23 protein-coding genes are annotated in these 23060 nt (G+C 65.3%); 8 read left to right on the top strand and 15 right to left on the bottom strand.

Going from position 1 to position 23060, the window contains the following annotated elements:
* Positions 1–2: 2 nt before the first annotated feature.
* The 7 genes from C8K14_RS18040 to C8K14_RS18010 form a co-directional block, all read right to left on the bottom strand.
* Positions 3–584, bottom strand: coding sequence for a hypothetical protein (locus tag C8K14_RS18040; RefSeq protein ID WP_107718170.1), 582 nt, complete (start codon positions 582–584; stop codon positions 3–5).
* The gene (locus C8K14_RS18035) at positions 526–942 is read right to left on the bottom strand and encodes a hypothetical protein (protein WP_107718172.1); all 417 of its coding nucleotides are present in this window, start codon (positions 940–942) and stop codon (positions 526–528) included. The genes C8K14_RS18040 and C8K14_RS18035 overlap by 59 nt, the downstream gene beginning before the upstream one ends.
* A complete protein-coding gene (locus C8K14_RS18030; RefSeq protein WP_233251143.1) occupies positions 939–2612 on the bottom strand; it encodes a portal protein in 1674 nt (557 codons plus the stop codon). The genes C8K14_RS18035 and C8K14_RS18030 overlap by 4 nt, the downstream gene beginning before the upstream one ends.
* The gene (locus C8K14_RS18025; RefSeq protein ID WP_107718174.1) at positions 2605–2805 is read right to left on the bottom strand and encodes a hypothetical protein; all 201 of its coding nucleotides are present in this window, start codon (positions 2803–2805) and stop codon (positions 2605–2607) included. The genes C8K14_RS18030 and C8K14_RS18025 overlap by 8 nt, the downstream gene beginning before the upstream one ends.
* A 61-nt stretch (positions 2806–2866) precedes the next feature.
* Entirely contained in the window at positions 2867–4375 is a 1509-nt protein-coding gene (locus C8K14_RS18020; RefSeq protein ID WP_107718176.1) for a terminase, read from the bottom strand.
* Complete coding sequence (locus C8K14_RS18015; RefSeq protein ID WP_107718178.1) at positions 4375–4824, bottom strand: hypothetical protein; 450 nt, start codon at positions 4822–4824, stop codon at positions 4375–4377. The genes C8K14_RS18020 and C8K14_RS18015 overlap by 1 nt, the downstream gene beginning before the upstream one ends.
* On the bottom strand, positions 4824–5240 hold the full coding sequence (locus tag C8K14_RS18010) for a hypothetical protein (RefSeq protein WP_107718180.1): 417 nt from the start codon (positions 5238–5240) through the stop codon (positions 4824–4826). The genes C8K14_RS18015 and C8K14_RS18010 overlap by 1 nt, the downstream gene beginning before the upstream one ends.
* A 356-nt stretch (positions 5241–5596) precedes the next feature.
* Here C8K14_RS18010 and C8K14_RS18005 point away from each other — a divergent pair, with 356 nt between their 5' ends.
* Positions 5597–5827 (top strand): hypothetical protein, encoded by a 231-nt coding sequence (locus C8K14_RS18005; protein ID WP_062788222.1) that lies wholly within the window; start codon positions 5597–5599, stop codon positions 5825–5827.
* Here C8K14_RS18005 and C8K14_RS18000 read toward each other — a convergent pair.
* Positions 5824–6213: a DUF4440 domain-containing protein gene (locus tag C8K14_RS18000; RefSeq protein ID WP_107718183.1), complete on the bottom strand. Its 390-nt coding sequence runs from the start codon at positions 6211–6213 to the stop codon at positions 5824–5826. The genes C8K14_RS18005 and C8K14_RS18000 overlap by 4 nt on opposite strands.
* 54 nt (positions 6214–6267) lie before the next feature.
* Here C8K14_RS18000 and C8K14_RS17995 point away from each other — a divergent pair, with 54 nt between their 5' ends.
* The 4 genes from C8K14_RS17995 (at position 6268) to C8K14_RS17980 (ending at position 12558) form a co-directional block, all read left to right on the top strand.
* On the top strand, positions 6268–7620 hold the full coding sequence (locus tag C8K14_RS17995; protein WP_107718185.1) for an HD-GYP domain-containing protein: 1353 nt from the start codon (positions 6268–6270) through the stop codon (positions 7618–7620).
* 183 nt (positions 7621–7803) lie between these two features.
* Positions 7804–9216: a betaine-aldehyde dehydrogenase gene (gene betB, locus C8K14_RS17990; protein WP_107718187.1), complete on the top strand. Its 1413-nt coding sequence runs from the start codon at positions 7804–7806 to the stop codon at positions 9214–9216.
* Positions 9203–10882 (top strand): choline dehydrogenase, encoded by a 1680-nt coding sequence (betA, locus tag C8K14_RS17985; protein WP_107718189.1) that lies wholly within the window; start codon positions 9203–9205, stop codon positions 10880–10882. The genes betB and betA overlap by 14 nt, the downstream gene beginning before the upstream one ends.
* On the top strand, positions 10879–12558 hold the full coding sequence (locus tag C8K14_RS17980) for an APC family permease (RefSeq protein ID WP_107718191.1): 1680 nt from the start codon (positions 10879–10881) through the stop codon (positions 12556–12558). The genes betA and C8K14_RS17980 overlap by 4 nt, the downstream gene beginning before the upstream one ends.
* A 41-nt stretch (positions 12559–12599) precedes the next feature.
* On the opposite strand, the gene C8K14_RS17975 is transcribed toward C8K14_RS17980, so the two are convergent.
* The 4 genes from C8K14_RS17975 to C8K14_RS17960 form a co-directional block, all read right to left on the bottom strand.
* Complete coding sequence (locus C8K14_RS17975) at positions 12600–13391, bottom strand: NTP transferase domain-containing protein (RefSeq protein ID WP_107718192.1); 792 nt, start codon at positions 13389–13391, stop codon at positions 12600–12602.
* 2 nt (positions 13392–13393) lie between these two features.
* The gene (locus C8K14_RS17970; protein WP_107718194.1) at positions 13394–14494 is read right to left on the bottom strand and encodes an inositol-3-phosphate synthase; all 1101 of its coding nucleotides are present in this window, start codon (positions 14492–14494) and stop codon (positions 13394–13396) included.
* 297 nt (positions 14495–14791) lie between these two features.
* Complete coding sequence (locus C8K14_RS17965; protein ID WP_233251144.1) at positions 14792–15760, bottom strand: CDP-alcohol phosphatidyltransferase family protein; 969 nt, start codon at positions 15758–15760, stop codon at positions 14792–14794.
* Between the two features lie 51 nt (positions 15761–15811).
* Complete coding sequence (locus C8K14_RS17960; protein ID WP_022676028.1) at positions 15812–16090, bottom strand: metal/formaldehyde-sensitive transcriptional repressor; 279 nt, start codon at positions 16088–16090, stop codon at positions 15812–15814.
* Positions 16091–16543: 453 nt separating this feature from the next.
* Here C8K14_RS17960 and C8K14_RS17955 point away from each other — a divergent pair, with 453 nt between their 5' ends.
* From C8K14_RS17955 to C8K14_RS17945, 3 genes are read left to right on the top strand one after another with little or no spacing between them, the layout of a single operon-like run.
* Positions 16544–17869, top strand: coding sequence for a carbohydrate porin (locus C8K14_RS17955; protein WP_107718214.1), 1326 nt, complete (start codon positions 16544–16546; stop codon positions 17867–17869).
* Positions 17870–17882: 13 nt separating this feature from the next.
* The gene (locus C8K14_RS17950) at positions 17883–19610 is read left to right on the top strand and encodes an ABC transporter permease subunit (protein ID WP_166643370.1); all 1728 of its coding nucleotides are present in this window, start codon (positions 17883–17885) and stop codon (positions 19608–19610) included.
* A 48-nt stretch (positions 19611–19658) separates the two neighbouring features.
* Positions 19659–20966, top strand: a complete 1308-nt coding sequence (locus C8K14_RS17945; protein WP_054132447.1) for an AAA-associated domain-containing protein — start codon at positions 19659–19661, stop codon at positions 20964–20966.
* Between the two features lie 525 nt (positions 20967–21491).
* On the opposite strand, the gene C8K14_RS17940 is transcribed toward C8K14_RS17945, so the two are convergent.
* From C8K14_RS17940 to C8K14_RS22700, 3 genes are all read right to left on the bottom strand, one after another.
* Positions 21492–22235 (bottom strand): helix-turn-helix domain-containing protein, encoded by a 744-nt coding sequence (locus tag C8K14_RS17940; protein ID WP_107718198.1) that lies wholly within the window; start codon positions 22233–22235, stop codon positions 21492–21494.
* Positions 22232–22609 carry a VOC family protein gene (locus C8K14_RS17935; RefSeq protein WP_022678200.1) on the bottom strand — a complete coding sequence of 126 codons (378 nt, stop codon included), beginning with the start codon at positions 22607–22609 and terminating at the stop codon, positions 22232–22234. Before C8K14_RS17935 ends, C8K14_RS17940 begins: the two co-directional genes overlap by 4 nt.
* 251 nt (positions 22610–22860) lie before the next feature.
* A partial coding sequence (locus tag C8K14_RS22700) for a hypothetical protein (RefSeq protein WP_208110665.1) occupies positions 22861–23060 on the bottom strand: 200 nt, incomplete at its 5' end.

Raw genomic sequence — 23060 nt, 5'->3', positions numbered from 1 at the left:
CCTTAGTTCGCTTCTTGGGGGTAGAGACGTTCCCAGACGGGGCGCTGGTTGGCGCTGCCGGCATGGGCACGGGCAAAGCCGCTGTCCTCGCTGAGCAATTGGCCCAGACGGCGGAACGCGCGGATCATGTCGGGGTGGTTGCCAAAGCCGCTGTCGGCCAGCGCCTGGCGGAACGGATGCCCTTCGCCAAAGCCCAGGGCATCAAGCCCGCGCGCGGCCAGATGCTCGCTTTCGGCGCGGCGCCCGCCGCCGATCTCCGGGTCGGCAGCAAATTCCTCGGCCCAGGCGCGCTTTTGCGCGGCGGCGGCATCGGCAAAATGGGCCAGCAGGGCGTCTTGCGTGCGCTGCATCACCCCTTGCGCCAGCGGCAGCAGCTTGCCCGCCTGATCGTTCGACAGGCCCAGCTCGCGCAGCACCGGATCGGCGCTGTGCAGTAGCTGGGGGTCAAGCGTCATGCCATCGAGTGCCAGGTCATAGCGTTCGGGCACGCCGGCCGGGGCGATCACTGCCGGCGCTGTCGCCGGTTCAGCGGCGCCCGGCGGGGGGAGCGAAGCGGCGCTGGCCGGTTCCCCCGCTGGCGTCATCGTTGGCGCCGGCGTCGGCGCCGTCGGGGTCGGGAAGTTCGTCGTATCGGGTGCGGGGATAGGGTCGCTCAAGGCGGTTTTCCTTTGCACAGAGGGCAGCATCGAGCACGGCCTGCAGGGTCGTCAGGCCCAGAGGATCGTGGCTGCGAACAGCCTGTTCCTGGCCGCGATGGGCCAGCGCGATCAGGTCGAAACCCAGGCTGCGCCGCCCTTCGAGGAAGGCGAGCAGGGCGCTGTCGGCCCCGCTGGCCATTGCCTGTTGCCCCAGCAGGCCGGCACCTTGAATCGCTGCGTGGAGGAAGCGGCGAAATTCGGGGCGCGCGATCAGGAACGCGGCGTCGGTTTCGGCCAGGCTCACGGCTGGATCAGCCGCTTGAGCAGGTTTTCCCCACCCACATCAGCACGCGAGAGCAGCTCGGCTGCGGCCGCCGCGTCCTTCATCGCCGGCACCATCTGGCTGATCTGCGCGGCGGCCTGTGCGGCATGGGCCGCCTCGCCGCGCTGCGCGCGCAACTGCGTCACCTGCGCCGCCGGGCGCATGATCCGCGCCGGGGTGCCGGCTCGCCAGGCGTATTCGTCCAGCGCCTCGTCGAAATCGATCTTGTCGAGCACCTCGGGATGGGCTGCGGCCAGGTTGCCGACAAAGCCGACCACGCGCTCGATCTGGCCAATGCCGACCATGCGCTGCATCTGTTGCAGGATGCTCACGAACTCCACGCGCACGCCGCGCCCGTGCAGCGCTGGCGGTGGCGGGGGCAGCATCCTGCCACGGCTCATGATCGCAAAGGTGCGATCGATCGCCACCTGCAGCTTCTCGTTGGCCACCCGCTCGATCACCGGGCCAAGCTGGGTCAGCTTCTCCTCGTTGCGGCTGGCGATCTCCTCCACGTTGCGCGGCTGTACGCCGCGCATGTTGGTGATCGCATTGAACAGGTCGGCAAAGCTCAGGCCATCGATCTGGCGCCGGCACTTGTCCATTTCCTCGCCGATCGCGGCCACGGCCTGGTAGGGCATCTGATAGGGGATCAGCACGCTCTCGCGGTCCAGGCCCGATGCCGTCACGGTCCGGCCCGGCTCGCCCGTCAGGCGCACACCGGGCGGCACGATCTTCTCGGGCTTGACCATCTGGTCGATGGCCTCGTTGCGGCGCTTGGCCTGCATCTGCAATTCGCGCAGCGCCGGCAGCGCTTCCATGCCCGGGGAATGGCCATAGGTGTCACCCCCCACCACATCCCAGCGCGGCGCCCAGAACGGCTGTTCGTTATAGCCAGAAACCTTCAGCAGGCTGTCCCCGCGCGCACCGGCCTCCCAATAGACGCTGCGCCATGCTTTCGAACCAAAGCGATGCGGATCGTGGTCGGGGTCAGGCTCGATCGCGTGAAACACCTCGACCACGGTTTCATACTGGCTGCGGTCATAGAGTGCCCGCACGGCAGGAGAGACCGCCGCGCCAAAGGATTCCACCGCCTGGCGCACGCTCATCGGGCAAGTGCGATAGAGCGTGTCGGGCACCAGCGCGTCAGACAGCGCGATCCAGTATTCGCCAAAGGTCAGCGCATGGCACACCGCCCCCGCGTGCGGGTGTTCCACCATCACGCAGGCTTCGGTGCCGAACAGGCCCATTTCGCCATAGCCGGCCTTGGCCGCGCCATAGAAATTGGTCGAAGCCAGAAAGGCATAGATCCGCCGCTCCACCGCCGAAAGCCAGGCGCGCACGCCATCGGCCTCCATCAGGTCATCGTCGGCGGTCTTGAGCGTGAACCACGGGCGTGATGCGCTCGACAGGCCCGAGGTCATGCCGTTGGTCAGCGTGCGGAACGCCTCGATGCCGTGGGGATCGAACAGCGTGCGGTTCCATTGCCGCCGCCGTGCGCCGGAACGGTCCTTGCCGCCGGCCAGAAAGCGCGAGCGTGCCGGCTGGGCGAACCGCGCGATCTGCTCGGCCTCTGCCTCGTAATCCTGGCGCACGGATTTCATCCCCGCCAGGCGCGCCTCGCAATGGGCGCGGATCGATTTGGGATCAACCAAGCGTGCCTCCAGAACCAAGCGTGGTCGAAGAAATCCGCGCGCTGCCGGTCAGCCCGAGGGGCGAAGTAACCATCCCGGCCAGGATCGCGCGCCGCCAGCGGGCAGTGTCCATGGCGCCGGCGGGCGCCCCCTGGTCAGGCAGTTTCAGGGTCTGCCGCTCGGGCGTGGTGGGAACGGTGGGCGTGCTGCACATCTAGGCACCTCCATGAATGATGGTGCTTGTATGGCGGCGCGGCGCGGGGTTGAATCGCTGCCTAGCCCAGCTCGCCGTAGCGTCCGGCGCCATCGTCTGCCTGCGCCTCTGGCTCCAGCCAGGCCGGCATGGCACGCGGCCCCACCGCCTCGGCAAAGGTGCAGGCCAGGGCATCGGCCCAGTCGGGGCTGGGCAGGCCGCGCCGCTTCATGTCGGGCTTCTTTTCCAGCTGCACCCGGGTGTCGTCGGCAGCAAAGGAATAGGTCGGCCCGATCAGGTCGTCCCGCAAGCGGTCGCTGTCGGGCACGGCGCCCTGGCCCAGCCAGGCCCGCATCCGCGTCCACATTTCCGCGCGCTTGTTGGCCGTGGGCACGCTCACGCCCGGCTCCAGTTCCGCCTCGCGGCCCTTGGCGCCAAACCACACCTCGATCACCGGCATGTCGCCCAGCAACTGGCGCAGCCGGTCGACCACCGCCGCGCCGACATTGCCGGCATCGACAAAGATCGCATCGGGGCGATGGCGCTGCGCTTCCAAGGCAATGTCGCCGGCCAGCTGCATGGCATCCACCCCGCGCCAGCTTTTCCACGCCCGGCTGCGGGCATCGCGGCCGCAGCGGATCGCCAGCACGCTTTCATCGTCGCCAAACCGCGCACAATCCACGCCAAAGACCACCGGATCGGCTGGCAGGCCAGCGGGGATCGCGCGCTGCCTTGCGGCCTCGGCCAGGTCTTGCGGAATGAACTGCATCGAACTGCTCGAGGGAAACTGGCCGCGCACACGCACGCGCACCACGTCGCTGTCGGCGCCATAGGCCGCCACCAGTTCATCCAGATAGCGGGTGTTGACGCCTTCCACCGTGCGCGCGTCGATCTGTGCGGTGCGCCACAGGTTGCGATGCTTGGCAAAGCATTCGCGAAAGGCGCCGGTGTTCTGGGTGGGATTGCCGAATGCCAGCCAGATCAATTCGGTATCGGCATCGGTCAGCGCGCCCAGCGCCACTTCCCACACCTTGTCGGCAATGCCGGATGCCTCGTCAAAGATCAGCACGATGCGCCGGCCCATGTTGTGCAGGCCGGCAAAGGCTTCGGTATTGTGCTCGCTCCACGTCACCAGGTCGGCGCGCCAGGATGGTCCACGTCCAGGCGCGGTAGAGGCCAGCGCGCGGCGCGTCTGGGCAAACCAGGGGGCGGTCAGCGCCATCTGCGCCCATTTGGCGATTTCCGGGGCGGTTTTGGTATCGAGCTGGCTTTCGGTATTGGCCGTCACCAGCACGCGGGTATCGGGGCAGGTATCGAGCGCCCATTTGACGATCATCGCGACCAGCGCCGATTTGCCGATGCCATGGCCCGATGCCCGCGCCAGGCGCAAGGGCGTGTGGCGCGTGGCCGGATCGGCCAGATGCGCGCCGATCTCGTCCAGCACGTCGCGCTGCCAGCGGCGCGGGCCGGTCATACCCGTCAGCGGGCCTTGGCCCCAGGGATAGACGAACAGGGCGTGGCCCAGCGGATCATGGGTGAACGCGCCGATCGCGTCGGCCAGATCGCTTGCTGCTGCCGTTTTTTTGCCCATTATCGCCCTTTCAAAACGCGCGCCCGCGCTGCGGCCAGTCGCTCGCTCCAGTCCTGGGCCTGGCCCAGCTCGGTGCTTTCGCCGTATTTTCCCGGTGCCCATTTCGAGAGCAGTTTCAATCGCGTCTCCACGCGCAGCCGCGCCCGCGCCACATTGTCGGGGTTCTTGGCCACGGCCACGCTGCCATCGGCCTTTTCCTTGCATGTCACGTCGCCGGCATCATCGTCGGCAATTTCCAGGGTTTCCTCGGCAATCGCCTCGAACCCGGCCTCGCGCGCCAGGGCAAAGCGCCGGGCAAAGTCCTTGTCCTCCATCCGCCAGCGCTGCACCAGGCCCGGCGCAATGTGGTGCCGCCGGCACAGCTTGCGCAGGGTCACGCCTTCGGCCAATCCGGCCAGCAGCAGGTCTTCCAGCGCGCGGTCGCGCACCGCCTTGCGCGGGCGCGGCATCAGCCCAGCACCTTGCCGGCCTGGTACGGCTTGCGATCGCTGGGCCGCGGCGCCGCGCTGGTCGGCAGGCTGCGGCCGCCGCTATGCGTGCCCTTGGGGATGTGCGGCAGGTCGGCGCGCATGTTGGCGGCCCGTGCGGTGCGCGCACCCGTCGCCACGATTTCCACGATGCGAAAGCGCTGGAACCGCTCCACCCGGATAAAGCCCTTGCGTTCCAGCCGCTTGACCATAACCGGCCCCATCGAGCACGAGTTATAGCCGCACAGCATCTCGATATCGATGTTGCTGGGGCAGGGCAGGCCCGCCTCTGCCGCCTCGACCAGCGCGCGATAGGTGGTTCGCTCCGTCCACGTCAGCCCCGCCAGCGAAACCTTTGCGGCAGCGGCGATGGCAGTGGGATCAGCGGGCTCAGACATCAGGATTTTTCCTTCATGGTATGCCTGGGGGGCGGCGCGTGGTGGGTCGTGCTGGGGCCTGCTGCCAATCGACAGCTGATGCCTATGGCAGCGGGTCACGGTTCGAGATCAGATGATTCAGCGCGAATTTGCGCCGTTATTCATCCGGACAAACTGCCTCGCAGACGGCGTCGGCGGCGTGTCGCGGAGGGGAGCGAGCAAAGCAACGGCATGAGGATTTGATATAGGAAAAATCCTAAACATCCAGTCGAACTGCTGCCAAATTCGCGCCAAAATGCCTAAGGGTCGATTCAAGAAAAGGAAAAATCCTCTACCGACGTGGCAAATTCCCTGTCACGTCCTCGCCCAGGTGCACTATGTCCGTTTCGAATTGCGCGCAGCCGTGCCTCCGCCTGCCGCCAGGGTGGGCCTGGTTCTGTGCCAGCCTGCCCGATGGACGGCAGCATCGCTTCGGCTATGCCGCCAACGCCGATGCTGGGGCACTGCTGCGCAGGGCATGGGAGATCTGGTCGCCGGCCCGCACCGGCCCGGATGGTCGCTTCCTGGCCGCAGGGCTGGTCGTCGCGTCCGAACGTGCCGACCGTTAGGCCATGGTCACGAATATCTCGGCCACGATGAGCCAGCCTGCATCGCTTTGCCGCCACTTGGCGCAATAGCGTCCGCTGGCGTAAACCGCGCCGCTATCGGCGTGGCGGCCTTGCCACTCTCCCTGTTCCAGGGCGATTGGCTCCACCGCCGATGCCTCGATCGTCGCCGGCGTGCGCAGATAGATGCTGCGCGGGCTGGCGGCGAACTCGCGCTTCCACGCCTGGAGTTGTGCTTTGCGCCCGGCCAGCACGGCGCTGTCGCTGCCCGTCACCAGCACGACGTCGGGCGCCAGCAAGGGCCCGATCGCGGCCAGATCGGCATCGGCCACGGCCTGGTTGAAGGCGGCGCGGCGCAGGCGGATGGCAAGATCGGCAGGGTGGCTCATGCCACGCTATCACCACGCCGGCGCCGCCGGGGCAACCACTCGTCGCGTTTAACCATGTTTCTGCGGGTTTTCCTGAAGGCCGCTTTAGGCCGGGGGGAAGGTCGCGCACGCAATCTGCGGCACATGATTCGCCATGTCCCTCCCGAACACGTCAAGCTTGGCATGTTCATTTGCGGATTCGGCGGATCATGGTTCGATCATCCCTTCTGGCGCACGCGTTTCGTCATCTCGACTGCTGACGACCTTGCCAAGGTCCATGGCTGTGCCGCCCCCTTCGTGATCATCGACGAGGCGCGCGGCGGCCGATACGAGGCAGAACCGGCGGCGCCCTCGCCGCCCGCGTCCGCGGCTGTTGCAATGCCGGGCGAACCGCGTGGGCCGGTCCGCGGTTGCCGGCGTGCCGCGCCCCCACCGCCCGATCGCGCCGATGCCCTGATGCACAGCATCTCGCGCCAGCGCCGCCGCCAGGTCCAGAAAATGGTGGGCCAGGCGCGCCAGACGATGCGTGGCCTGTTCGACGATGCCCGCATGGGCCGCGCCGTGCGTGTTGCTGATACCCATCAACTGGTGGAAGATATTGCGGAGGCCGTTGCTAGCAGCCCGCGCACGGTGATCGATGTCGTCCGTCTCAAGAGCAAGGACGAATACACCTTTGCCCATTCGGTGGCGGTGTGCACCCTGATGATCAACGCCGCCACGTTCCTTGGCCTCAGCGCCGAGGAAACCCGCGACTATGGCCAGGCTGGCCTGCTCCACGATCTGGGCAAGATCGGTATCCCGCAAGACGTGCTGAACAAGCCGGCCAGCCTCACGCAGGAAGAATTCGCTCTCGTCCGCGATCATCCCGAACATGGCTTTCGCCTGCTTGCGGCATCAGGCGATGTCTGCTCCACCGCGCTCGATGTCTGCCGGCATCACCATGAACGGCAGGATGGCAAGGGCTATCCCACCGGCCTGCACGCGGGCGAGATCAGCCGCGCCGCGGCCCTTGGCGCGATCTGCGATTGCTATGACGCGCTCACGTCCGACCGTATCTACAAGCAGGCGTGGACGCCGGTAGAGGCGCTCGCGGCGATGTGGGGATGGGAAGGGCATTTCGATCGCGACCTGCTGTTTGCCTTCATGCAAAGCATCGGGGTGTTTCCGCCCGGCATGGTGGTGCGTTTGCGCAGCAACCGCCTGGCCTTGGTCCAGCCTGGGCGCCGCACGGATACGGGGCCCCATGTGACGGCGTTCTTCTGCACGCGCGAACGCGAACCGCTCCCGCCGCAGGACATGCTGCTCGATGATGCCAATCCGCTCGACAGTATCGTGGGCCATGCCTGCGGTCATGAATGGGGCGTGCCCGATTGGAATCGGGTGCGGCACCGGCTGTGGCGCGGCGCGGCCGATCCCCCGCAGCTGTGAGCATGACTACCGGCATAAGTAAACTTTATGCTCCATATCGGCTGTGGCGATGAAAGTCGGAAAATACCATTATGTTTTAAAAGGATATTTTTTAGCATTACAAAATTACGATTTGCACGGCAAAATTGATTCCAAGCCGGCTTGCCGTATTCTGTGGGCACATAACGCCAGACAGAGGGCACGATGGCACCGGCTTCTTTCGATACGATCAACCCCGCCACGGGTGAGGTGCTCGCCACCATCCCCATCGCCGGCGCCGCCGAAATCGATGCCGCCGTGGCCCGCGCCCGCGCTGGGCAGCGGCAGTGGGCTCGCCTGACCGGTACCGAGCGGGGCCGCGTGCTGCGCCGGGCGGTCGATATCCTGCGCGCCCGCAACGATGAACTTGCGCTCTTGGAAACCCGCGACACCGGCAAGCCGATCCAGGAAACCATCGCGGTCGATGTGCTTTCGGGTGCCGATTGCATCGAATACTATGCCAACGTGGCAGCCACGATTGCCGGCGAGCACGTCGATCTCGGCCCCGGCGCGTTCGGCTATACCCGGCGCGAGCCGCTGGGCGTCACCGCCGGGATCGGCGCGTGGAACTATCCGCTGCAGATCGCCTGCTGGAAGAGCGCGCCCGCGCTGGCCTGCGGCAATGCGATGATCTTCAAGCCCGCCGAATTGACCCCGCTCACCGCGATCGAGCTGGAAAAAATCTATCTCGAGGCTGGCGTGCCCGAAGGCGTGTTCCAGGTCGTTCAGGGCTTTGCTGCCACCGGCCAGTTGCTCTCGCGCCACCCCGGCATTGCCAAGATATCTCTTACCGGAGAAGTCGGCACGGGCCGCAAGGTGATGGCCGACGCTGCCGCCACGCTCAAGCAGGTCACGCTCGAACTGGGCGGCAAGAGCCCGCTGATCGTGTTTCCCGATGCCGATCTCGACAATGCCGTCTCGGGCGCGCTCCTGGCCAATTTCTATTCTGCCGGTGAAGTCTGCTCCAACGGCACGCGCGTGTTCGTCCATGCCAGCGTGATGGATGATTTCCTCGCCCGGCTAAAAGCGCGGACCGAGGCGATGATCGTGGGCGATCCCGCCGATCCGGCCACCCATGTCGGCGCGCTGATCAGCCAGGCCCACATGGAAAAGGTGCTGGGCTATATTGCCAAGGGCAAGGCCGAAGGCGCCACGCTGGTCACTGGCGGCCATCGCGTGCTCGCCAACGGCTGCGGCAAGGGGGCGTTCGTTGCCCCCACCATCTTTGCCGCCTGCAACGACGAGATGGTGATCGTCCAGGAGGAAATCTTCGGCCCGGTCATGGCCGTCCTGCCTTTCACCGACGAGGCCGAGGTGATCGAACGCGCCAATGCCACCGAATTCGGTCTGGCCGGCGCGGTGTTCACCCAGGATCTGACCCGCGCCCATCGCGTCGTTGCCGCGCTCGATGCCGGCACCTGCTGGATCAACACCTACAACATCACCCCGATCGAATTGCCGTTCGGCGGGGTCAAGCAATCGGGCCTGGGCCGCGAGAACAGCCGCGCCGCCATCGAGCACTATACGCGCCTCAAGAGCGTCTATGTCGCCATGGAGCCGATCGATGCCCCCTACTGATGCTGATGCGGGCGAGGCGTTCGATTATGTGATCGTCGGGGCCGGGTCGGCCGGTTGCGTGCTGGCCAACCGGCTCACCGCCGATGGCCGCCATCGCGTGTTGCTGCTGGAATTCGGCGGATCGGATCGCTCGATCTATATCCAGATGCCCGCCGCGCTCGCCTATCCGATGAACACCACGCGGTGGAACTGGCGCTATGAAAGCGAGCCGGAACCGCACCTCAACAACCGCCGGCTGCACTGTCCGCGCGGCAAGGGCCTGGGCGGATCGTCCTCGATCAATGGTCTCGTCTATGTGCGTGGCAATCCGTTCGATTTCGAAAGCTGGGAAGATCAGGGTGCGCGCGGCTGGGGCTATGCCCAGGTGCTGCCCTATTTCAAGCGCGCGGAAACGCGGGCAGAGGGCGGCAATGCCTATCGCGGCGGCGACGGGCCGCTGTCCACCACCTATGGCACGCTCGACAATCCACTGCACCACGCCTGGATGGAGGCGGCGCAGCAGGCCGGTTACCAGCCGACCGAGGATTACAACGCCTTTCAGCAGGAAGGCTTTGGCCGCATGGACATGACCGTGCGCAAGGGTGAGCGCTGCTCCTCGGCCAAGGCGCATCTCTATGATGCGGTCAAGCGGCCCAATCTCAAGGTTGTGCAGCATGCGCTGGCCACCCGCGTCCTGTTCGACGGCACCCGCGCGGTGGGCGTAGAGTACGAACGCGGCGGTACGCTGCACACCGCGCGCGCCGGGCGCGAGGTGATCCTCTCGGGCGGGCCGATCAACTCGGTGCAACTGCTCAAGCTGTCGGGCATCGGCCCGGCCCAGGAACTGGCCAGCCATGGCATTGCCGTGCGCGCCGATCGCGCCGGCGTCGGCGCCAACTTGCAGGATCACCTGGAATTCTATTTCCAGATGGCTTGCACCCAGCCGATCACGCTGTTCGGCCACGCCAATCTGGTCGGCAAGGCCAAGGTGGGCCTGGAATGGCTGCTGCGGCGTACTGGCCTTGGCGCGTCCAACCACTTTGAATCCTGCGGTTTCATCCGCAGCCGCGCTGGCATCCGCTATCCCGATATCCAGTATCACTTCTTCCCGATGGCCATCAATTACGATGGCTCATCGCTCGCGACAGAACATGGTTTCCAGGCCCACGTCGGGCCGATGCGCTCGAAAAGCCGGGGCACTGTCACGCTGCGCAGCGCCGATCCCCGCGAAAAGCCGGTGATCCGCTTCAACTATATGAGCCACCCGGACGATTGGGCCGAAATGCGCGCCTGCGTGCGCCTGACCCGCGAAATCTTCCAGCAGCCTGCCTTTGCGCCGTTTCGTGGCCGGGAAATCCAGCCCGGCGCCGATTGCGTCAGCGATGAGCAGATCGATGCGTTCATCGCCGAAAAGGTGGAAAGCGCGCTGCATCCCTCGTGCACAGCGCGCATGGGCCGCGTCGATGATCCCTTGGCGGTGGTCGACCCAGAACTGCGGGTGATTGGCGTCCAGGGCCTGCGCGTGGTCGACAGTTCGGTCATGCCCTCGATCACCACCGGCAATCTCAATGCGCCCACGATCATGATCGGGGAAAAGGCCGCCGATCACATCCTCGGCAACCCGCTCCTGCCGCCGGCCAACGAGCCTTACTACGTCCACCCCAACTGGGAAACGCAGCAGCGATGATCGGTGAAGACCCCGCGATGACCTCCGCGATCACCCTGGCCGCCCCTGCCGGGGAACTGCATCGCTCGCTTGATTGGAAGGGGGCGTTCTGGGCGTCGTCGGGTGTTCCGGCGGGCGTTCTGCTCACCATGGGTGGCATTGCCGCCACCATCGGCCAGCCCAGCTGGGTGGTCTGGATCGCTTCGATCCTCATGGGGTTCATCCAGAGCTTCGTCTATGCCGAGATTGCCGGGCTCTATCCGCACAAGTCGGGCGGGGCTTCGGTCTATGGCGCGGCGGCCTGGCTGCCTTACAGTCGCTTTGTCGCCCCGATCTCTATCTGGGCCAATTGGCTGGCCTGGTCGCCAGTGCTGACCCTCGCTACCAGCCTGGCCGCCGGCTACATCATGGCCAGCCTGTTCGCGCCCGATGCGGCGATCATGGCCTGGCAGATCAAGCTGGTCGATCTCGGCTTCGTGCGCCCCGGCCTGTCTTTGCGCATCAATGCGGTCTCGCTGATCGCCACTGCGTTCCTGCTGCTCACCTTCGCCTTGCAACATGGCGGTGCGGCGCGGGCGGCCCATGCCCAAAAGATCCTTGGCCTCGTGTGCCTGGCCCCGCTCATCCTGGTCGGCCTGATCCCGGTCTTCACCGGCAATCTCCCGCGCGAGCATCTCTTCCCGCTGCTGCCCATGCTGCGCGACGCGGCGGGCCATGCCGGCTTTGGCAGCTGGAATGGCTATGGCCTGGTCCTGCTGATGGGTGCGATGTTCGGTGCTGGCTGGTCCACCTACGGCTTTGAAACCGCGGTGTGCTATACCCGTGAGTTCCGCAATCCCGCCCGCGACACGCCGCGCGCGATCATCGCCTCGGGCGTGTTGTGCATCCTCGTCTTCGCGCTGGTGCCGCTGGCGTTCCAGGCCTCGCTCGGCCTCGATGCCATGCTTTCGCCGTCGATCTACGATGGTTCCGGCGTGGCCCAGGCGCTGGCCTCGATCGTCGTCAAGGGGCTGGGCCTTGTCGCCTCCAGCCATGCCGGCGTGCTGATCGCCAACCTGTTCATCGCCATGCTGATCCTGTCGCTGCTGCTGATCGTCATGACCTCGATGATGGGATCGTCGCGCACGCTCTACCAGGCTTCGCTCGATGGCTGGCTGCCGCGCTATCTCTCGCGCGTGAACAGCCACGGTGCGCCCACTGCTGCCATGTGGACGGACCTGGGTTTCAACCTGATCCTGCTGCTGGCGTCAGACTATTTCGCCGTGCTGATGATCAGCAACGTCTGCTACCTCGCGTTCAATTTCCTCAATCTCCAGGCTGGCTGGATTCATCGCATCGATCGCGGTGACAAGGAACGCCCGTTCCGCTGCCCCACCTGGCTCCTGGCGCTGGGCTGCACGTTCGGTTTCGTCAACATGGCCTTCATGGGCGCGGGGGCGGATGTGTGGGGCGCAGGCACGCTGCGCAACGGCCTGATCGCGCTGCTGCTGATCGTGCCGGTCTTCGCCTGGCGCCACTATGGGCAGGACAAGGGCGTGTTTCCCCATGCCCTGGTCGAAGACTATGCCCGCAACAGCGATGGAACGATGACGCGCCGCGCCGGCTGGCTGCCCTGGCTTGCCCTGGCCGGCTGCGCCGCGCTCATTGCCGTCACGCACGCCTTCGCCTTGCACCACGGCGCGCCCACGGCGGGGTGATCCCCCGCCGCTGCGCTTGGGCTGTTGCTCTGTGAAAGCGGTCAGATCGCCGGGCTGAACAGCGCGGGGATCGCCTGGGGCAGGTCGGCCTCGGCCTGGGCATGGGCACGCGGGTCGTCCACGTCGATCCACCAGGCGCCATCGATTTCCATAGTTGCGGCGCGGCCAGCGTCGGCCAGCACCTGCATGCCATCGGAAAGTGATCCGGGGCGACCCATGGCCACAGCCTGGGCAATCGCGGCGGGCAGGGCCGCCGTCGCCAGGAAGGCGCCGCAATCCACCGCGTCATACGGAAAGATGGTCTTGCCGATCGCCGCGATGCTGCCATCGGGCCGCGTGCGCACCCAGGTGGCGTCGTCAGGATCGACCAGGGGATTGTCGAGCCGGCGATCGATCGCCAGCGTCACGTCACGCGTCGGCGCGCCTTCATGGGTCAGGCGCTGCAGAATCTCGGCGGAAAAGATGTGGTCGGCCATCATCAGCAGGAATGGCCCATCGACCAGTGCCGCGCCGGCGATGACGGAATGCCCATTGGGCAAGGTCCAGTCCGCCACGCGGGCGGCCTGGATGGCCACGCCGCAACGGGCGGCCAGATCGGGCAGGGCGGCTTCCACGCGGGCCGCTTCGTGCCCGGTCACCACCACGATGTGGGTAATGCCGGCAGCAGCAGCCTGGCGCACGCCCAGTTCCAGCAGGGGGAAACCGCAAACCGGGGTCAGCGGCTTGGACTGGCTGAGATCGCGCAAGCGCGATCCCAGTCCAGCAGCCAGGATAACCGCATGCCGCGGCACGGCGGCGCCATGGGCGGGCCGCGACACGGCAGCAGTTTCCATGCTTATTCGGCTGCCTGCGGCACGGCAGCGATATATTCATCGACCATGCGCAGCGCGACATCGTCGATGAACTGTTCGGGCGGGTGCTTGCAGAAATAGGCCGACGGGCCGATCAGCGCGCCGCCTTCACCGCGTTCCAGCGCCACCTTGCAGCAACGGATCGCGTCCATCACGCAAGCGGCTGCATTGGGGCTGTCTTCCACCGACAGGCGCAGTTCCAGGTTCACCGGAACGTTGCCCCACTGCACGCCTTCCATGCGCAGGAAGCAGATCTTGTTGTCCTTCTGCCACGGAACGTATTCCGACGGGCCGATCAGGATGTTTTCTTCGGCCAGGCGCTGGGCCAGCATGGCCTGCACGGCTTCGGTCTTCGATTCCTTCTTGCTCGACAGGCGATGGCGGTCGAGCATGTTGAGGAAGTCGGTGTTGCCGCCGGTGTTGAGCTGATAGGTGCGCTCGGTGGTCACGCCGCGCGCCGAAAACAGCGTCGAGAGCGTACGGTGCACGATGGTGGCGCCAACCTGGGCCTTGATGTCGTCGCCCACGATCGGCAGGCCGGCAGCGCGGAAGCGCGCTTCCCATTCCGGGTTGCTGGCGATGAACACGGGGATGCAGTTGACCACGGCAACGCCCGCTTCCAGCGCGCATTCCATGTAGAATTCGCTGGCCTTCTGCGAGCCGACGGGCAGGAAGTTGAGCAGGATTTCGGCACCCGACGCCTTGAGCGCGGCGACGATGTCGGCCTGGCTCGGGTCTTCACCCTCGGCCACGATGAAACCGCGCTCACCGGCGACGGTCATGTGGTCGGCAACGCCGTCGAGCACGCGGCCGCGCATCACCTTGGCGCCGGTGGTCGGCACGTCCTTGTAGAACACGGTGGTGTTGTTCGGGGCAGCGAAGATCGCCTCGCCCAGATCCTTGCCCACCTTGCGAGCATCGACATCGACCCCGAGAACGAATTCAACGTCGCCCGGCACATAGTCGCCGATGACATCATGGATCAGGCCTTGGGAAGAGTTGTTGTTCTTGTAATAGAAAACACCCTGAACCAGTGAACTGGCGCAGTTGCCGACGCCAATAACCGCGACTTTGATCGATGGCATTTTAGGTAATTCTCCTGCGGTCATGGCGGTGGCCCATGCTGATAACAGCCAGGTACCTGCCTGACACTCAAACGAAACTGTCTTTTCGCGGTGCTGCCCACCCCGCCTTCAAACAAGGAAGAATGAGTGGAACCCGGACGGTCCGGACCGGAAGGCGCCAAAATAGAGCAATCCTCGGGCCATGGCAATGGAGCCCGGTGTGGTTGTTACATTATGACTGCCATACTGCAGCTGCATTGCAACTTTGCGCTCGACTTGTCGCACACTGAAAACGCTTGGGCGCGCGCCCTCGGCGGTTCAGCGCGCGGCAACGCTATCGGTTGTCGCACTGGCAAAATCATGCTCCAGCCGCCGCGCGGCGCCGCTGGCATGGGCAATCGATGCCAGCAGCACGATATTGAGCACCACCGCTTCGAACAGGAAATAATAGAGCGGCGAGCCGGCCAGCATGGCCACCCCCAGCAGGATCGTGCGGCTGTTGGCGCCCAGGATGCGCCACGCCGGCAGCAGATCGCGGGCATGGCCCCGGGCGATCGCGCGCGCGTTTGCGGTGCCGGCCGGATCCGTGGCCAGCCGGTCATAGGCGGCATCCACCGCAACTCCGCCGGGCGCCAGGGCGCGGCCCAGCAAGAGATAGAGGCGGGCCAGCGCCGTGCCCGGCCCGGTGATCGGCACGTCATCCTGGCGCAGCCACGGATTGCCATAGGCCCACCACTGGTATTGCCGCCGCTGCACTTCATAATGATTGGCCTGGACGATGCGGCTCAGGCCCGCGCCGACCACCGCGATCCAGCACCATGGGCTGACATGCTGCTGCAGCCACCAGCCGAGCAGGAGATAGACCACGGTGTGGCTGCCATAATCGCACAGCCCGTCCACCATTTCGCCGTTCGGCCCGCTGCGCCCGGTCAGGCGCGCCAGATCGCCATCGGCGCCATCCACCACGTGCCAGCTCAGATGCAGGGCCAGCCCCAGCAAGGCCATCCACGGCCAGCCCGGCTGGCAATAGACCACGCCGGCGGCCACCACCATGGCCGCCCCGAATATCGAAACCATGTTGGGTGTGATCGGCGTGGGTGCCAGTGCCCAGGCCAGGCGCCACGACAGGGGATGATAGATCCGGCTGTTGAGCCAGTCCTGCAACTCGGCCGGGCGCAGCGGCCGCGGCGGGCGCACCCGCTGTTGGGTGACGGCAGGGCCAGAGGTTGCGGTGGTGTTGGCGACGGGACGTGACGGGTTCATCGCCCGCACCCTATACCGCGTCATCGGTCTCGCCAATTGCAAACCATGTCCGTGCCCGTGGCGCGGCGGTGGGCGTCAGCGGATATAGGCCTTGATGATCGCCACCAGTTCCTCGGCGGCCTGGGTCTTGGGATCGCTGCCTGGTTGGCCAGGATCGATCATGTGCTCGCGGATATGGTCTTCGATCACTTCGGCGATGAAGCCTTCCAGGGCGCCGCGGCAGGCGGTTGCCTGTTGCAGCACGCGCGCGCATTCCACTTCGGCGTCCACTGCCCGTTCCAGCGCGTCGATCTGTCCCCTGATGCGTTTCAGCCGGTTGAGCAGTTTCTGCTTTTCGGCTGCCACATGGCTCATGATCCTGGTCCCTTTTTCACTTGATACCATACTCCCCTAGGGTATAGGGGCGGGCAAGTCGAGTCGTTCCCGGGCCGCTCCCGCGCGGTCTCAAGACGCGATGATATTCCAAGGAATCCAACCGATGCCGCGAAGTTGCAACCATACCGCCGACGAGGGCGACAGTAGGCGCTCAAGCCTGACTGGCGCTTGCGTTGCGGCCGGCAGCTCGCCCGTGGGATCGGTGCGGCACATCCGCTGATGTGTCTTCGGTCCGGCCGGGCGGTTGTCGCCTGACCAAGGACCGAATTGATGATCAAGATTGCTTTCCCGCTGGTGCGGCGCGCAACTGCCGCCGACCGCCGCCCCGCCGCCATCGGCAACACGCGCCTGTCATATTCCACCGCTAGCGCTGCGGCGGTGAACGGGTTGACGGCTGCATCGATCGAATGGCGCATGGCCGGCCGGCTGGCCATGGCTGTTGCGCTCGGCGCATTGCTGGCCCAGGCGCCGGTTCGGGCCGACGCTCCGCCCGCGACCCAGGCGCCGGCTCAAAACCCGGATCAAATCTTCGCCATCCATGGCCAATATACCCTGGTGGTACAGGGCGTGGGCGGTTTCGCTTCCCCGTATTCGGCCGACAACAGCCTCGCCCCGCACCAGGTCAAGGCCACCAACGATGCCACGCTCTATCTCGGGGTGCGGCCCTGGCGCGGGGCGGAAGTCTGGGTCAATCCCGAAATCGACCAGGGGTTTGGCCTGTCCAACACGCTAGGCGCAGGCGGATTTCCCAGCGCAGAGGCCTACAAGGTTGGCCAGTTCAGCCCCTACTTCAAGCTGCAGCGCGCGTTCCTGCGGCAGACCATTGCCCTGGGAGGTGATGCCCTGGCGGTGCCGCCGGGGCAGAACCAGCTGCGCCTGGCGACCACCGCCAATCGCCTGGTGATCACCGCGGGCAAGATGGGCGTGGGCGATGTCTTCGACACCAACCGCTATGCCCACGATCCGCGCGGCGATTTCCTCAACTGGTCGCTCGTCGATACCGGCAGCTTTGATTACGCCGCCAACGCCTGGGGCTATACCTATGGCGTCGCGGCCGAATGGTACCAGGGTCCGTGGACCTTGCGTGCCGGGCTCTACAACCTGTCCCAGGTGCCCAACGGCGTCGCGCTAGAAAGCAATTTTTCGCAGAACGCGCTGATTGCCGAGGTTGAGCGCCGCTTCACCCTTGCTGGCCATCCCGGCGCCGTGCGCGTCACCGGCTTCCGCAACCGTGGCCGCTTTGCCCGGTTCGATGATGCCCTGGCGCTCGCCGCTGCCAGCGGCCAAGCGGTGCCGGATCTCGCCCCGGCGCGCCGTGTGCAGGATCGCCTCGGCATCGCGTTCAATGCCGAACAGGAAGTGAGCGGCAGCCTTGGCCTGTTCATGCGCGGCGGGTGGAGCGATGGGCGGATCGAAACCTACGATTTCACCGATATCGACCGCACCCTGGCATTCGGTGGCTCGCTGACCGGCAAGGGCTGGGGGCGCCCGCAGGATACCTTCGCCGTTGCTGGTGTCGTCAACGGCATTTCGGCGGCGCACCAGCGCTGGCTCGCGGCCGGTGGCCTGGGCGTGCTGGTGGGTGACGGCGCGCTGCCCCATCCTGGAACGGAGCAGATCGTGGAAGCCTATTATGCCTTCCGTCCGGTCGGCTGGGGTTCACTGACGTTTGATTATCAGCATATCGCCAATCCCGGCTACAACCGCGATCGCGGACCGGCCAATATCTTTGCCTTGCGTGTCCACGCCGGCTTCTGAAAGAGCCTGGATCATGACCACCACCCGCCTGCCCAGCTTTTCGCGCATGCTGCGGCTCACCCGCCCGAACCGCGAGGATGCGATTGCCTTCGCCATCCTTTCGGGCCTGGCCGTGCTGGTCTTCCGCGCGGCCGAAGGCGCCGTGGCCCCGCTCAGCAGTCTCAATCTCGAACCTGTCACGCTCGCTCCGGTACATCTGCCCTACTATGCGCTGCGCACCGTGCTGCGGATGTTTGCCGCGCTGCTCGCCTCCACCGTGTTCACGCTGGTAGTGGCAACGCTGGCGGCGCGCAGCCGCCATGCCGGGCGACTGATCGTGCCCGCGCTCGATATCCTGCAGTCGGTGCCGATCCTGGGCTTCCTCACGTTCACCGTCACGTTCTTCATGAACCTCTTCCCCGGCAACGTGCTGGGGGTGGAACTGGCCAGCGTCTTTGCCATCTTCACCTCGCAGGCGTGGAACATGGCGTTCAGCTTCTATCAGTCGCTGCGCAGCGTGCCGGGCGATCTGGAGGAAGTGTGCCAGGGCTTTGCCCTCTCACCGGTGCGCCGTTTCCTGCGGCTCGATCTGCCGTTTGCCACGCCGGCGCTGGTGTGGAACGCGATGATGTCGATGTCGGGCGGCTGGTTCTTCGTGGTGGCATCCGAAGCGATCACCGTGGGCAACACCACCGCCACGCTGCCGGGTATCGGTTCCTATCTCGCCATGGCGATCCAGCAGCAGAATTTCCACGCGGTGGGCTGGGCCGTGGGCACGATGGCGCTGGTCATCCTGGCCTATGACCAGCTGTTCTTCCGCCCGATCGTAGCCTGGGCCGATCGCTTCCGCTTTGAACAGACCGCCAGCGCTGATGCCCCGCAAAGCTGGTTTCATGATCTCTTGCGCCGCACCCGCCTGCTGCCTGTGGTGCTGGCGCCGCTGGCCACGCTGGGTCGGCTGCTCCTTGCGCTCGAACCGCGCGCGCGGCGCCAGCGTGTCGTGGTCGATGGCGCATCCAACCCCTGGCTGGAACGGCTGTGGCAGGCAGGGGTGTGGCTCGGCGTGATCGCGGCGCTCGGCTGGACCGGGCACTACGTGCTCACCTCGCTTACCTTGCAAGACATGGCCCAGGCCCTGGGCGACGCCATGATCACCATGGTGCGCGTGATCGTGCTGATCGTGCTGGCCAGCCTGATCTGGGTGCCGCTGGGCGTAATGATCGGCCTGCGTCCGCGCCTGGCGGAACGGGTTCAGCCAATCGCCCAGTTCCTAGCGGCCTTTCCCGCCAACGTGCTGTTTCCCTTTGCCGTCATCGCCATCGTGCGGTTCGGCCTGGCGCCCGATGTGTGGCTGTCGCCGCTGATGATCCTGGGCACGCAGTGGTACATCCTGTTCAACGTGATCGCCGGGGCCAGCGCCATTCCCAACGACCTGCGCGAAGCGGCCGGCATGTTTGGCGTGCGCGGGTGGCAGTGGTGGCGCCAGGTCGCGCTGCCCGGCATCTTCCCGTACTATATCACCGGCGCCCTTACCGCGTCGGGCGGATCGTGGAACGCCTCGATCGTCGCCGAAGTGGTCACCTGGGGTGATCATCATCTGCGTGCCCATGGCCTTGGCGCCTATATCGCCGATGCCACCACCGCTGGAAACTATCCGCAGGTGGCATTGGGCATCGCGGTGATGAGCCTGTTCGTGCTCGGCTTCAACCGCCTGGTGTGGCGCCCGCTCTATGCCTTTGGCGAACGCCGCCTGCGCCTCTGACTGCCCGCCTTTTCCCTGTCCCTGGCTTATCGTTTTCGGAGTATCCCCATGGCAACTCTCCTGCCGCCCCAGCCGCTGATCGAGGTCAAGGGCCTGAACCATTTCTATGGTCCGCCGCCCGGTGGCCATCTCGTGCTCGAAAACGTCGATCTCACGCTCTACCAGAACGAGGTCGTCGGGCTGCTCGGCCGCTCCGGCTCGGGCAAGTCCACGCTGCTGCGCTCGATCGCCGGCCTGATCCATCCGCGCCAGGGCACCGTTGCGCGTATCGCCAGCGAGGATTGCCCCGATCCCAGCGTAGCCATGGTGTTCCAGACCTTCGCCCTGTTTCCCTGGCTCACCGTGCTGCAAAACGTGGAACTGGGGCTCGAGGCGCAGAAAGTGCCCGCCGCCGAACGCCGCAGCCGCGCGCTGGCCGCGATCGACCTGATCGGCCTCGATGGCTTTGAAAATGCCTATCCCAAGGAACTGTCGGGCGGCATGCGCCAGCGTGTCGGCCTGGCGCGCGCGCTGGTGGTCAATCCCTCGCTCCTGCTGATGGACGAACCCTTTTCCGCGCTCGACGTGCTTACCGCCGAAACGCTGCGCACCGATCTGCTCGATCTGTGGTCGGAAGGGCGCATGCCGATCAAGTCGATCCTGATCGTCACCCACAATATCGAGGAAGCGGTGCAGATGTGCGATCGCATCCTGGTCTTCTCGTCCAATCCGGGCCGCGTCGTGGCCGAGATCAAGGTGGATATCCCGCGCCCGCGCGACCGACTCGATCCACCGTTCCGCGCGCTCGTCGATGACATCTATGCGCGGATGACCGCCCGCCCGGCCGATGCCGCCCGCCCGCGCGAAGGGGTGTTCCCCGGCACTGGCATCGCCATGGTCCTGCCGCATGTGTCCACCAACACGCTGGCCGGCCTGATCGAAGAGGTCGACGGCACCCCGTTCAACGGCCGCGCCAGCATGGCCGAGCTGGCCGACTCGCTCAATTTCGAGATCGACGATCTCTTCCCCATGGCCGAAACCCTGCAATTGCTACGCTTTGCCGAGTTGCGCGGGGCCGAACTGCTGCTCACCCCCGCGGCGCGTCGCTATGCCCAGGCCGATGTCGATCACCGCAAGGCCATGTTCGGAGAGGCGCTGCTCGCCCACGTTCCGCTAGCCGGCCACATCCGCCGCATCCTGGATGAACGCGCCAGCCACAAGGCTCCCGCGCGCCGCTTCCGTGACGAGCTGGAGGACCACATGAGCCCGGATTTCGCCAGCGAAACCCTCAAGACCGTCACCAACTGGGGCCGCTACGCCGAAGTCTTCACCTACCACGAGGATGACGACCAGTTCAGCCTGGATGACCCGCAATAATCCGGCGTGGGGCGTGACGCGCGCCTACCCGATTTGCGGGTATGAAGAAGGAATGGGAGCGGAAAAGACTTGGCGGAATGCCGCCGGTGAAGGGAATCGAATTAGCATTCTATCCAATTGATAAGGCGACAGGTTATTCGATGATTCGCAAATCGGTCCATCGGGGGTGCCACTGTCAAGCGAAAAGTAAATGGGTTCGGTTCGCAGGAGCGGAATCCCATGTCCGATTCAGCCGAGTCGTGGGCCACTTGCACCTCGGATTTAGGCGCCCGGGTTGTGACCCAGATCGCCCTAATTCCGGTCGTTCAGAGTCGCCGGCAGAGCCGTCGGAACCGGCCATAGGTTCACACGGCGAAAATTAGCAACGGACGACCGGTCCCATTGTCACGCGCTACCATGTGATCAGCGACGGAAGCGGGGGAGCGAACGTCAGCGCTTCCGCCGGCAGCCGGGTTCCATGGGTCGACGATTGCCGCCTCAAAAGGGGACGTTGCAGGGCCTGTTGGCCGTCCGCCGGCCGTCTGGTCAGCGGACGGGATATCGGCCAGGCGTCACCCTGAATTGCCTGGTAAAGGCCGTGCTGAAAGCGGCGACGCTCTGGTATCCGCAATCCATTGCTGCTTCGGTGACGTTGGCGCCGGACGACATGCGGGCGATTGCATGCAACAGACGCGCTTTTTGTCGCCACGCCTCGATGGTCAGCCCGGTCTCGCGCGGGAACAATCGTTGCAGTGTGCGTAGGCTGGCTCCCGTCATTTCGGCAAGCTCACTCATGTCCCGCCCGTCAGCAGGCATATTCCGCACATGTTCCGCCAGCCGACGCGCGCGGGCATCCCTGGGCATTGGCAAGTTGAGGTCCTGCGGTCTCGCCTCGAGCAGCAGGTCGATGAGCAGTCCCGCGATCCGGTCATGCTCCGGACGCTCAAAGGCTAGCATGCCGATCGTGATAATGTGGAGGATGAGTTCGCGCAGCAGCGGCGTCACTTCGAGCACCGCCGGCACAGAAGGGAGGTGCGCAGCGCGACTGTTCGCGATGTAAAGCGTGCGCATCGCCACCTCACCGCTGATCGCGATGCCATGCTGAAAGCCGGCGGGTAGCCAGACCGCCCGTGTCGGGGGCACCATCCACAGCATGTCGTCGGTGGTGACGTGCATCAACCCGGAACTGGCGAAGATGAGCTGGCCCCAACGGTGTCGATGCACGCCGACCAGCGCGCCGGTACGAAAGGTCGCTGCCAGCGACCGGACGTCGAAACCATCGCTGGTCAATCGAAGACTCCGGCATCATATTGCATCGCGCCGACAAGATTGCCCTCAGTGTCCTCGAAATAAATGAGTTCGCCGACGCCTTCGATCCGGTAGGGCTGCATCAATATCCTGCCACCGCCTGCTTCGATGGCGGTTATGGTCGCCTTCAAATCCTCGACGCCGAAACTCGGTTCGAAGCTCGTCGCCGGGCGTCCTGCGGTGATATCGCGCCGTTCCTGCAATGCACCAAGCAGGCCGCTACCGGCATTTCTGATCTGGTAGTAATCGGGCGGTCCCCATGGGCTGAAACTCCATCCGAACACCCCTTCGTAAAATTGTCGAGCACGCTGAACATCGTCGGCGTTGATGGCGAAATGGCGGAAGGTGGCTGGCACGGGTGATCCTCCGTTTGTGGAAGGCTCTACCCATAGCAGCAACCACTTTGGCGCGCATTCGTTAGAATGACAAATATAGCCTATCATGCGACAGGTTCGCGCGAGTTCGACACCGTGATGCAGGGCGGCCGAAAACCAGTTAGTGGCCATTTGTGGATTATCGCAATCGGCTTGGCGATGCCCGCCGCAATTACTGACGACCCTCCCCATCAATAGGCCCGTCAAAACCCGCCGCTAATTTATCCAGAAAGTTAGCCCGTCTTATTCATGAGGTCGCTGTTCCGGTCTGATCGGTTTTGATTGTTCGCTGGCGGCATGATGCAGTCGCGCGTCATCGACGGTGTTTTCACCGCGACCTGAGCAATGGGCTTTTCGAGGTTGCTGGAGGTGGGCTTTGGGGTCGGCGGCACTGCCGCGTTGATCATGCTGGCGCCGGCGGGAGGGTGGTGGC

The sequence above is a fragment of the Novosphingobium sp. GV079 genome (assembly GCF_003058045.1).
In the GTDB taxonomy this organism is placed as follows: Bacteria; Pseudomonadota; Alphaproteobacteria; order Sphingomonadales; family Sphingomonadaceae; genus Novosphingobium; species Novosphingobium capsulatum.
This window is presented reverse-complemented; position numbering and strand designations above follow the sequence as displayed.